General features: G+C 62.5%; 12 protein-coding genes. 3 read left to right on the top strand and 9 right to left on the bottom strand.

What is annotated here, in order from left to right; translation table 11 throughout:
• The 5 genes from leuS to RMO23_RS00965 form a co-directional block, all read right to left on the bottom strand.
• Nucleotides 1-1,773 (bottom strand): leucine--tRNA ligase (gene leuS, locus RMO23_RS00985; protein WP_309678174.1); only part of this gene is annotated, 1,773 nt, incomplete at its 3' end.
• 106 nt (nt 1,774-1,879) lie between these two features.
• Nucleotides 1,880-2,314, bottom strand: a complete 435-nt coding sequence (locus tag RMO23_RS00980) for a biopolymer transporter ExbD (RefSeq protein WP_309678172.1) — start codon at nt 2,312-2,314, stop codon at nt 1,880-1,882.
• A gap of 121 nt (nt 2,315-2,435) precedes the next feature.
• Nucleotides 2,436-3,086 carry a MotA/TolQ/ExbB proton channel family protein gene (locus tag RMO23_RS00975; protein ID WP_309678170.1) on the bottom strand — a complete coding sequence of 217 codons (651 nt, stop codon included), beginning with the start codon at nt 3,084-3,086 and terminating at the stop codon, nt 2,436-2,438.
• Entirely contained in the window at nt 3,083-3,886 is an 804-nt protein-coding gene (gene dapB, locus RMO23_RS00970) for a 4-hydroxy-tetrahydrodipicolinate reductase (RefSeq protein WP_405041540.1), read from the bottom strand. Before dapB ends, RMO23_RS00975 begins: the two co-directional genes overlap by 4 nt.
• 8 nt (nt 3,887-3,894) lie before the next feature.
• Nucleotides 3,895-4,461: an outer membrane protein assembly factor BamE gene (locus RMO23_RS00965; RefSeq protein WP_309678165.1), complete on the bottom strand. Its 567-nt coding sequence runs from the start codon at nt 4,459-4,461 to the stop codon at nt 3,895-3,897.
• Between the two features lie 113 nt (nt 4,462-4,574).
• Here RMO23_RS00965 and fur point away from each other — a divergent pair, with 113 nt between their 5' ends.
• Complete coding sequence (gene fur / locus RMO23_RS00960) at nt 4,575-5,030, top strand: ferric iron uptake transcriptional regulator (RefSeq protein ID WP_309678163.1); 456 nt, start codon at nt 4,575-4,577, stop codon at nt 5,028-5,030.
• A 102-nt stretch (nt 5,031-5,132) separates the two neighbouring features.
• On the opposite strand, the gene hprK is transcribed toward fur, so the two are convergent.
• From hprK to hpf, 3 genes are all read right to left on the bottom strand, one after another.
• Nucleotides 5,133-6,083 carry an HPr(Ser) kinase/phosphatase gene (gene hprK, locus RMO23_RS00955; protein WP_309678161.1) on the bottom strand — a complete coding sequence of 317 codons (951 nt, stop codon included), beginning with the start codon at nt 6,081-6,083 and terminating at the stop codon, nt 5,133-5,135.
• A 30-nt stretch (nt 6,084-6,113) separates the two neighbouring features.
• Nucleotides 6,114-6,587, bottom strand: a complete 474-nt coding sequence (gene ptsN / locus RMO23_RS00950) for a PTS IIA-like nitrogen regulatory protein PtsN (protein WP_309678159.1) — start codon at nt 6,585-6,587, stop codon at nt 6,114-6,116.
• 206 nt (nt 6,588-6,793) lie between these two features.
• Nucleotides 6,794-7,129, bottom strand: a complete 336-nt coding sequence (hpf, locus tag RMO23_RS00945) for a ribosome hibernation-promoting factor, HPF/YfiA family (protein WP_309678157.1) — start codon at nt 7,127-7,129, stop codon at nt 6,794-6,796.
• A 300-nt stretch (nt 7,130-7,429) separates the two neighbouring features.
• On the opposite strand from hpf, the gene RMO23_RS00940 reads away from it, so the two are divergent.
• On the top strand, nt 7,430-8,671 hold the full coding sequence (locus RMO23_RS00940; RefSeq protein WP_309678156.1) for a patatin-like phospholipase family protein: 1,242 nt from the start codon (nt 7,430-7,432) through the stop codon (nt 8,669-8,671).
• Between the two features lie 200 nt (nt 8,672-8,871).
• A complete protein-coding gene (corA, locus tag RMO23_RS00935) occupies nt 8,872-9,861 on the top strand; it encodes a magnesium/cobalt transporter CorA (protein ID WP_309678154.1) in 990 nt (329 codons plus the stop codon).
• A 150-nt stretch (nt 9,862-10,011) separates the two neighbouring features.
• Here the strand turns inward: corA and RMO23_RS00930 are convergent.
• Nucleotides 10,012-10,615: 5'-methylthioadenosine/adenosylhomocysteine nucleosidase (locus RMO23_RS00930; RefSeq protein WP_309678152.1), on the bottom strand; the 604-nt coding region annotated here is incomplete at its 5' end.

Genomic DNA, 10,615 nt, shown 5'->3' with positions numbered 1-10,615 from the left:
CTTGTGCGAGTAAATATGGTTGAGCACCATGCCCTGGGTCAGCAGCCTGGTGAAGGGTTCATCGACCTTGATCAGGTTCAGGTCGCGCATCACCTTGGTCCAGAAACGCGCGTAGAGCAGGTGCAGGATCGCGTGCTCGATACCGCCTATGTACTGGTCCATCGGCATCCAGTAGTCAGCGCCCGCGCCGACCATGGCCTGCTCGTTCTTCGGGTCGCAGTAGCGCATGTAGTACCACGAGCTGTCGACAAAGGTGTCCATGGTGTCGGTCTCGCGCCGGGCCGGCTGGCCGCAGAGCGGGCACGCGACACCGGCATGAAAGCCTTCATGGTGAAGCAGCGGGTTGCCCGAGCCGTCGGGCACGCAGTCCTGCGGCAGCACCACCGGCAGGTCTTTTTCGGGCACCGGAACCGCGCCATGCTCTGCACAATGGATGATGGGAATCGGCGTGCCCCAGTAGCGCTGGCGGCTCACGCCCCAGTCGCGCAGCCGCCAGGTGGTTTTCTTTTCGCCCAGGCCTTTGGCGGCCAGGTCGGCGGCGACGGCATCAACGCAGGCCTTGAAGCCCAGGCCGTCGTATTTGCCCGAGTTGACGGCCACGCCCTGCTGCTTGTCGGCATACCAGTCGGCCCAGGCTTCCAGGCTGTAGGCCTGACCCTTGACGTCCGTGACCTGTTTGATCGGCAGGCCGTATTTTTTCGCAAACTCAAAATCACGCTCGTCATGCGCCGGCACGCCCATCACCGCGCCGTCGCCGTAGCTCATCAGCACGTAGTTACCGACCCAGACCTCGACCGGCTCGCCCGTCAGTGGGTGCGTGACGAAAAGGCCGGTGCGTTGGCCTTTTTTCTCCTGCGTCGCCAGCTCGGCCTCGGTGGTGCCACCGGCCTTGCATTCCTCAATGAAGGCGGCAAGCTGGGGATTGGAGGCCGCCGCGTGCAACGCCAGCGGGTGCTCGGGCGCCACGGCGCAAAAGGTCACGCCCATGATGGTGTCGGCGCGCGTGGTGAAGACGTACATGCGGCCGTCGCCAATCAGCTGGCCAGAAGCGTCCTTGATGTCATGTGTAAACGCAAAGCGCACGCCTTCGCTCTTGCCAATCCAGTTTTCCTGCATCAGCTTGACGCGCTCGGGCCAGCCGGCCAGGCCATCTTTCACGCTACCCAGCAGTTCCTCGGCGTAGGCTGTGATCTTGAGGTAATAGCCGGGAATTTCGCGCTTCTCGACCACGGCGCCGGTGCGCCAGCCCTTGCCGTCAATCACCTGCTCGTTGGCCAGCACGGTCTGGTCCACCGGGTCCCAGTTGACGACCTGGGTCTTGCGGTAGGCAATGCCTTTTTCCAGCATCTTCAGAAACAACCACTGGTTCCATTTGTAGTAACTCGCATCGCAGGTGGCGACCTCGCGGCTCCAGTCGATGGCCAGCCCCATCGCCTGCATCTGCTTTTTCATGTAGGCAATGTTGTCGTAAGTCCACTGCGCGGGCGGCACGCCGTTTTTCATGGCGGCGTTTTCGGCCGGCAGGCCAAACGCGTCCCAGCCCATGGGCATCAGCACGTTGTAGCCCTTCATGCGCAAATAGCGCGTGAGCATGTCGTTGATGGTGTAGTTGCGCACATGGCCCATGTGCAGCTTGCCGCTGGGGTAGGGCAGCATCGAGCAGGCGTAGTATTTTTTGCGTGAAGCGTCTTCCGTCACGCGGTAGGCATCGATGGCCGTCCAGTGGGTTTGCGCGTCGCGCTCTACGTCAAGGTGCTGGTATTTGTCGTGCATGGAAAAAGGATGGCGAAAAACGGGCAGACAGCGCGGGGCTGCGGAACAACAGGGATTTTAGGCGCTGGGGCCGACAACTGCCCGGCGCAGGCCGCCGGGCCTGCGGCTATTTGGCCGGCGGCGCGGCGGCCGGGCTTTGCGCCACAAAGCCGATGCGGTTCAGCCCGGCCTTTTGCGCCACGCCCATCACCTCGACCACGCGGCCGTAGGGCAGGCTTTCGTCGGCGCGCAGCTGCACTTCGGCATCCGGGTTGCGGGCGGCGGTTTGCGCCAGGCTTTGCGCCAGTTCGTCCGGCTGCACCGGTTTGTCGTTCAGAAAAGCCTGGCCCTTGCCGTCCACCACCAGCGTGACAAATTGGGGCGCATCGCCGGGTTTGGCAGCATCGGTTTTGGGCAGATCGAGCCGGATGGTGCTGGCCAGCAGGGGCGCGGTGATGATGAAAATCACCACCAGCACCAGCATCACGTCAACCAGCGGCGTGACGTTGATCTCGCTCATGGGCTGCGGGCCCTGGGTGCGTTCGAGCCGACCGAAACTCATAGGCCCCCACGGTCGCGCACTGCGGGTCGCTTCCTGCCCCCCGAGGGGGCCGCTGCGCCTGCGGTCTGGCAAAGCCAGTCCCGCGGCCCGTGCCTGGAAAGATATTCAGTCCGGCGCACGTTCATCCGTTCTGCGGTTGATGTGAAAACAGTTCGCGCAGATCGCGCGCGAAGCCTTCGAGGTCGGCTTCGATGCGGCCAATGGCGCGGCCAAACACGTTGTAGGCCAGCACGGCGGGGATGGCGACGGCCAGCCCGGCGGCCGTCATGATCAGCGCCTCGCCGACCGGCCCCGAGACCTTGTCAATCGTGAACTGGCCCGCCGCCGACATGCCGACCAGCGCATGGTAAATGCCCCAGACCGTGCCGAGCAGGCCGACAAAGGGCGCGGTCGAGCCGACGGTGGCCAGCAGCACCTGGCCGAACTGCAGCTTGTTGAGCACCGCATGCAGGGCGTCGCGCAGCACCCGGGTCAGCTGCTGCGACCGGTCGCCGGCCGACGCCAGCGTCTGGCCTGCCCTGATGCCCGTAGCGGCAATCAGCGGCAACACCAGCGCCTGGCGGTCAAAGGCAGCGACTTTCTGGCGGGCCTCGTCGATCGACGCGGACTGCCAGAAAACGGCCGTGCTGCGCGCCACCTCACCGACCGCGCGCGGCAACAGCCAGCCCTTCCACAAAATCACCACCCAGCTCGCCACCGACATGCCCAGTAGCAGCATCGCCACCAACTGGCTGACGACGCCGCCCTGGGTCATGAGGCTGAAAAAATTCATTTCAAATTCAGCACATCAAACATGTCAAACAGGCCGGTCGCCTGCCCGGCCAGAAAGCGGGCGGCGCGCAGGCTGCCCTGGGCGTAGGTGGCCCGGCTCGATGATTTGTGGCTGATTTCGATGCGCTCGCCGGTGCCGGCAAACAGCACGGTGTGGTCGCCCACGATGTCGCCGCCGCGTATGGTGGCAAAGCCGATGCTGGACGGGTCGCGCTCGCCGGTCACGCCTTCGCGGGCGTAGACGGCGCAATCCTTCAGGTCGCGGCCCAGCGCGCCGGCAATCACTTCGCCCATCTTGAGCGCGGTGCCGGAGGGCGCATCGACCTTGTGGCGGTGATGCGCTTCGATGATTTCAATGTCGTAGCCGGTGGACAGCGCCCTGGCCGCCATTTCGAGCAGCTTGAGCGTGACGTTGACGCCCACGCTCATATTGGGCGCCATGACGATGGCAATGTCGTTGGCGGCGGCCGCAATCTCGGCTTTTTGCGCGTCCGAGAAGCCCGTGGTGCCGATGACCAGCTTGACGCCCAGCTCGCGGCAGACCGCCAGATGGGCCAGCGTGCCGTCCGGACGCGTGAAGTCAATCAGCACGCCCGAGTTTTTCAGGCCTTCGCGGATATCTGCGTTGATCAGCACCCCGCTGCGCCGGCCAGAAAAAGCCGAGGCGTCAGCGCCAATCGCCGGGCTGGCCGCCAGGTCGAGCGCGCCGCTCAGCACGCAATCGGGGCTGGCATTGACCGCCTCTATCAGCATCTGGCCCATGCGGCCACTGGCACCGGCGACCGCGATGCGGTGGGACAAATTCTCGCTCACTGTTTGGGGCTTTCGAGGGGCGGGTATACCGTGGTCTGCGCGGCTGCCGGCGCGCTGTCGGCCGGCGCGGCGCTGGCACCGGGTTTGGACGCCGATGATTTCTCGGCCGCCTTGAGCTGCTCTTCGGTGGCCTCCAGCACGGGCACCTTGCCCAGCTTGCGGCGCGAATCGAGCGAGCTGATGAACTCGGCTTCGGTCGGCATGGTATCGCCTTCGAAGCGCACCAGCTGGTCATCCTTGAAGAACACGGTGTACTTGTACGACTGGGGCTCCACGCCCTGGCGCTTCAGGGTAAACACATAGTCCCAGCGGTCGGCATGAAACAGGCTGGCCAGCAAGGGGGTGCCCAGCAAGCCCTTGACCTGCTCGCGGCTCAGGCCGGGCTTGAGCAGCTCGATCTGTTCCCGGGAGACAAAGTTGCCCTGGATGACATCAATTTTGTAAGGGGTAATCCAGTTCGCAGGGTTGATGGCGCTGCCGCCGCTGCTGCTGCAGGACGCCAGCACCGCACAGGCCATGGCGATGAGCGCAGTCTGGATGCGGTAACGAGGATTTGCAGGCATGGCTGACATAGTGGGGGAGTGAGGCGATATGATGGTTCATTGTAGCGGCTGGGTGCCGCCGGACCGGGCGACACGGCCGGCCCCGCACCCCCGTTTCCCCCAGAGAGAAGTCCATGAGCAATATTGACGAACTGAAAAGTACCGGCCTGAAGGCCACCTTGCCGCGCCTGAAGATTCTTGAGATTTTTCAGGCCGGCAAGCAGCGCCACATGACGGCGGAGGACGTTTTCCGCGTGCTGCTGGAAGACCGGTCCGACATTGGGCTGGCCACGGTCTACCGGGTCCTGACCCAGTTCGAGCAGGCGGGCCTGCTCAACCGCAGCAACTTCGAGTCGGGCAAGGCGGTTTACGAGATCAATGAAGGCCAGCACCATGACCATCTGGTCTGCCTGGACTGCGGCAAGGTCGAGGAGTTTTACGACGCCGAGATTGAAAAGCGCCAGCATGCGGTGGCCAAGGCCAAGGGCTTTGCCATTGCCGACCATTCGCTCTCGATGTATGCCAACTGCACCAAGGAAAACTGCCCCAACCGGGGCGCGACGCCGGTGCGGCATCACCATCATTCCTGAGTTTCTGGCATCAAAAAGCGGGGCAGCCCACGAACTACGGGCGCAATATACTACTAATCTGATAGCAGCCAGGCAGCAGACCATTTGAACCCCTATCGGGGCTCAATCATCCTGTTCCATCGCCTTGCGGTGGCGCTCGACGAATTCCTGGTAGGTATCAATGCCGCGCAGCTGCAAAATGGCATTGCGCACCGCCGCCTCGACCAGCACGGCAATATTGCGTCCGGCTTCCACCTGGATGATCACCTTGCGCACCGGAACGCCCAGCACGTCCTGGGTCAGCGGCTCGTAGGGAATGCGTTCGTAGTCGCGCTCCAGGGTTTCGCGGCGCACCAGGTGCACCAGCATTTTCAGGCGCATCTTGCGGCGTACCGCGGTCTCGCCAAAAATCGCCTTGATGTCGAGCAGGCCGATGCCGCGCACTTCAAGCAGGTTTTGCAGCAGGTTGGGGCAGCGCCCTTCAACCGAGGTCTGATTGATGCGAAACAGGTCCACCGCATCATCGGCCACCAGGCCGTGACCACGCGAAATCAGCTCCAGCCCCAGCTCACTCTTGCCCAGGCCGGATTCGCCGGTAATCATCACCCCAATGCCCAGGATGTCCAGAAACACGCCGTGCATCGAGGTGCGCTCGGCGAAATGTTTGGACAGATAGGCCCTGAGCACGTCGATGACAAAGGCGGCCGACTCGGGCGTGGCAAACATCGGCAACTGCGCGCGCTCGCACATCGACAGCAGGGTGTCGGGCGCGGTCTGGCCGTCCGCCACCACCAGCACCGGTGGTTCCAGCGTGATGATGCGCGAGATACGCCGCGCACTATCTTCGGGGCTGCCATCGGTGAGGTAGTTGACTTCCCGCTCGCCCAGAATCTGGACCCGGTAGGGATGGATGTAGTTGAGGTAACCGACCAGGTCAGCGCCCGAGCGCGCGGCACGCACGGCGATTTCGTCAAAGCGCCGCTCGGAAGCCCCCAGACCCGCCACCCATTCCCATTTCAGGGCGGCGCGATGGTCTTCAAACAAGACATCAGCACTGACAACCGTGGGCTTCATACCGGCCTGTGATGCAAGACCCGGCGGGGCCTAAGAATTGACTTCGTGAACCGAACGCCAGGAAGCCACCAGCTGGTGCAGCGCCGCAGCGTCGGTGCTGGTCTTGAGCTGTTCGCGCAGCGCGCTGTCACTGAGCAGCTCGGCAATTTCCGACAGGATTTCGAGGTGTTTCTGGGTTGCCGCTTCGGGCACCAGCAGAAAAATCAGCAGCACCACCGCCTGCTCATCGGGCGCATCAAAGCCGATGGGCGCCTGCAGCTGGAACACGGCGGCCATGGGCGCTTTGAGGCCCTTGATTCGGCCATGTGGAATCGCCACGCCGTGGCCCAGACCGGTCGAGCCCAGCCGCTCGCGGGCAAACAGGCTGTCGGTGATCAGCGCGCGATTGAGGCCGTGCAGGTTTTCAAACAGCAGGCCTGCTTCTTCGAAAGCACGCTTTTTGCTGGTCGCTTCGACGCTGACCAGCACTTGAGTAGGGGGCAAAATTTGCGAAAGACGGTTCATAACGATCTTTTAGTCGCCGAATTATGCACTTTACAGCAGGTTAGATTAAAAAAGGGACATAAAAAAGCCGCTTGCTCCGCAAACGGCTGATGCAAATGCCCGCTCAAGGCAGACCCGGTATCGGTGCGATGACGATGGCGCCTGCAGCGGAGTTTTGTCCCCGAACCGCTCCAAGCCACCCCTGCACGCCCGACACCGGCGCCTGCTCAACCCGCCTCGGCCTGCCTTTTGGCGGGTGAGTGGTGAGCCTGGGCTCTGGTTTTGTAGCGCCCGACCTGGCGGTCAAGCTTGTCAGTCAGTTCATCGACTGCGGCGTAAAGATCAGCATGAGAACTCTCGGCAAACAGGTCACGGCCCTTGACATGCACATTGCATTCTGCGCGCTGTCGTCTTTCCTTTTCCTTCATGTTATCGACTGTCAACAAGACTTTTACATCCACGACCTGGTCGAAATGCCGGGTGATTCGATCCAGTTTACTGGTCACATAACCGCGCAGGGCGGGAGTGACTTCAAGATGGTGGCCGCTGATCGTCAAGTTCATAGAAAAACTCCTCTTCCAAAGAATTCCAGTGTTGCAACTGGGTTGAAAACGCCACCCTCCGAGTAAGGGACAAGGCGGCAGACGGGGACACGCTCTTGGAATCACTATGCACTCGAAGGCCTGCGATTGCAACCTTGCGTCGCAACAATAGTGCAACCTTGTGCAAAACTCCTTGACCCGGCCCGGCCCGATACTCCCCGCTTGGTTCCTGCGGCAAATACGGTGTTATAAAAACCGGAGCATATTTTCGCCAGCCCGGCCCGCCGGCCTGGCTCCCTGGCGTGTGCAACCGAGCTTTTCATGTCGCTTGAAACCATTATTTCCTCGGCCCTGTTTTCGGAGTTGGCCCCGCCCGAGCAGGACCACCATGCACTGGTGCTGATGGGGGGCGGCGCGCGCACCGCCTACCAGGCCGGTGTGCTGCACGCGCTTTCCTCCATGCTGAGCCTGCAGGGCGGTGCGGCCAGTGGCCGCTTTCCTTTCAGGATCCTGGTGGGCACATCGGCAGGTGCGCTGAATGCCACTTTTCTGGCCAGCCGCGCCAGCGAGGGGCTGCAGGCCTTTGGCCAGCTGGCCAGTTTCTGGACCACCCTGCGCTCATCGCAGGTCTACCGGCTCAAGGTGCCCAACTGGATCCGTCTGAGCCGGATTGCGGCGGCGCTGTTTCTGTCACAGCAGGTGCGGGCGCAGCAGTCGTTTCTGGACAACACACCGCTGGTGGACACCCTGCACCGCGCGATTTCACTGCGTCATATCGATCTGGCGCTGCAGGAAAAAAGCCTGCACGCGCTGGCCGTGACCGCCTCCAGCTACAGCAGCGGAGTGCACTGGACGTTTTGCCAGATGGCCAGCGAGAAGCCCGCCGACCTGTGGAGCCGGCCGGGGCGGCGGGCGGATTTTCAGCCCATCACGATAGAGCACCTGATGGCCTCCAGCGCCCTGCCTTTTTTGTTTCCGTCCACACCGCTGTGGGTCGATGGTCACCGCGAATTTTTTGGCGATGGCTCAATGCGGCAAAGCTCGCCCTTGTCGCCGGCGCTGCACCTGGGCGCGGGCAAGGTGCTGGTGATTGGGGTCGGCCAGCCTGAACGCGCCGGCTTTGTCGGCCGCAACGGCCTGAGCATCAGCGACCGGCCGACGCTGGGCGCCATTGCCGGCCATGCCATGGCCAGCGTGTTTCAGGACACCTTGCAGGCCGACGTGGAGCAGGCCCAGCGCGTCAGCCACGCGGTGCGCCAGATGCCGCGCGAGATCGCGGCCGTCATGCCTTACCGGCCGGTCGATGTGCTGGCGATCTCACCCTCGCATTCGCTCGACGCGCTGGCGCAGGCCCATGCTGGCGAGTTGCCCACCGCCACCTACAACGCGCTGGCGGGCCTGGGCGCGCTCGGCGCCAAGGGCAGCCCCGGCGGCGCCGCACTGGCCAGCTACCTGCTGTTTGAACCGGGCTTTGTGAAGGCCCTGATGGCGCTGGGGGAGCACGACGCCTATGCGCGAAAAGAGGAATTGCTGCATTTTTTCGGCCATGCCGGCGCTAGATAAATGCGCGGCGCAGTGCCATAATCGCCGCTGATTCATCACGGAGAAATCCTTGGAAAGCAGCCCCAGTCGCTAGCTTTCAACGCCGCAGACCGACGCCAGCAGTCGATGAGGGGTTGAAAGCGACAAGCGCCATCCACCCCCCGTTTGCGCCAGGCCTGTGCTCAGGCCCTGTGCAGCCTTGAACCGACAGGCAGTCCGTCATGCTCAATATTTTCACGCTCGCCAACGGCCGGCTTTTTCAGGAAGAGATCGAATCCCTCGAGGAGCTGTCCAAATTCCAGCCGATCTGGGTCGATCTGGAATCCCCTACCCTTGAAGAAAAACGCTGGATCAAGCAGTACTACGGCCTGTCCATTCCGGAAGACGCGATGGACGTGGACATTGAAGAGTCGGCGCGCTTTTATGAGGAAGACAACGGCGAGCTGCACATCCGCTCGGACTTCCTGATTGCCGACGACGAGGAGCCGCGCACCGTACGGGTCGCCTTCATCCTCAATCTGGTCAATGACGACCTGAAAAGCAAGGGCGTGCTGTTTTCGATTCACGATGAAGACGTACCGGTGTTTCGTCTGCTGCGCATGCGGGCACGCCGCGCGCCCGGCCTGATTGAAGACGCCAGGGAAGTGCTGCTCAAGCTGTTTGACGCCGATGCCGAGTATTCGGCCGACACGCTGGAGGGAATTTACGTAGACCTGGAAAAAGTCAGTACCAAGGTACTGGCCGGCAACATGACCGACGAACTGGCCGGCGAAGTGCTGGGTGCTATTGCGCGCCACGAAGACTTGAGCGGCCGCATCCGCCGCAACATGATGGACACGCGCCGCGCCTTGAGCTTCATGATGCGCAGCAAAATACTCAGTTCCGAGCAGTTTGAAGAGGCGCGGCAAATTCTGCGCGACATTGACTCGCTCGATTCGCACACCGCCTTCCTGTTCGACAAGATCAACTTTTTGATGGATGCGACGGTCGGTTTCATCAACATCAACCAGAACAAGATCATCAAGATTTTCTCGGTGGCCAGCGTTGCGCTGCTGCCGCCTACGCTGATTGCCAGCGTGTACGGCATGAACCTCAAATTTCCCGAGCTTGAATTCCTGGGTGCCTTGGGCTACCCCTACACAGTGGGCTTGATGGTGTCCAGCGCGCTTGTGCCGATGTGGTATTTCCGCAAGCGGGGCTGGTTGAAATAGGCCCCACGCTTTTCACAGCGTGTAATGCGCGGCCCCCAGGGGTTACTTCCCCTTGGAGCGGCCCGGCGGGAAATTGTCGAGCCCCCACGTGAAGTTATCCCTCATTTAGCGATCTAGTCCATTCCCCATCTGCACAAGCCGCTCTGTTATTTATAGCGAAACCAGCAAACGCTCGATGATCGCATGGGCATAGCGGCTCGCCACCTTGTCAACAAAGCCGGGGAAATCGACATGGGCGCTGTCGTCTGCGCGGTCCGAAATCGTGCGCACGGCGGCAAAGGGTACGCCGTAATCCAGACAGACCTGCGCCACCGCCGCGCCCTCCATCTCAACCGCCAGCACCTCATGCCCGGCATTCGCCAGCGCAGCGCGCAGCCTGCTGGATTCACCGGCGCCACAGACAAAACGGTCACCGCTGGCAATCAGTCCCTGGTGCACGCGGGCACCTGGAAACGCCAGGCGGCCGCTCTCATGCGCCAAGGCCGTTGCAGCCGCCTTGAAAAGCAGCGCCGTCAGGGCCGGGTCGCCGTCAAACCGGGTTTTGCCGTAGAGCGGCACTTCGTAGCGCGGAAACAGCGGCGAGGCGTCAATGTCATGCTGCACAAAGTCTGCGGCGACCACGACATCGCCCACCTTGACCCCCTCGCCCAGGCCGCCAGCGACGCCGGTGAAGACGATGCGGCCCACCGCAAAGCGCTCGATCAGCGCCGTGGCGGTGGTGGCGGCAGCGACTTTGCCGACCCTTGACAGGGCC

Source organism: Polaromonas sp. (assembly GCF_031411155.1).
GTDB lineage: Bacteria > Pseudomonadota > Gammaproteobacteria > Burkholderiales > Burkholderiaceae_C > Polaromonas.
The sequence above is the reverse complement of the archived record's forward strand: the minus strand, read 5'-3'. Positions and strand labels throughout refer to the sequence as shown.

Coding starts and splice junctions, on each gene's coding strand:
- RMO23_RS00980 (WP_309678172.1), bottom strand. CDS start 2,314: ATGAGTTTCGGTCGGCTCGAACGCACCCAGGGCCCGCAGCCCATGAGC.
- RMO23_RS00975 (WP_309678170.1), bottom strand. CDS start 3,086: ATGAATTTTTTCAGCCTCATGACCCAGGGCGGCGTCGTCAGCCAGTTG.
- RMO23_RS00965 (WP_309678165.1), bottom strand. CDS start 4,461: ATGCCTGCAAATCCTCGTTACCGCATCCAGACTGCGCTCATCGCCATG.
- fur (WP_309678163.1), top strand. CDS start 4,575: ATGAGCAATATTGACGAACTGAAAAGTACCGGCCTGAAGGCCACCTTG.
- hprK (WP_309678161.1), bottom strand. CDS start 6,083: ATGAAGCCCACGGTTGTCAGTGCTGATGTCTTGTTTGAAGACCATCGC.
- ptsN (WP_309678159.1), bottom strand. CDS start 6,587: ATGAACCGTCTTTCGCAAATTTTGCCCCCTACTCAAGTGCTGGTCAGC.
- hpf (WP_309678157.1), bottom strand. CDS start 7,129: ATGAACTTGACGATCAGCGGCCACCATCTTGAAGTCACTCCCGCCCTG.
- RMO23_RS00940 (WP_309678156.1), top strand. CDS start 7,430: ATGTCGCTTGAAACCATTATTTCCTCGGCCCTGTTTTCGGAGTTGGCC.
- corA (WP_309678154.1), top strand. CDS start 8,872: ATGCTCAATATTTTCACGCTCGCCAACGGCCGGCTTTTTCAGGAAGAG.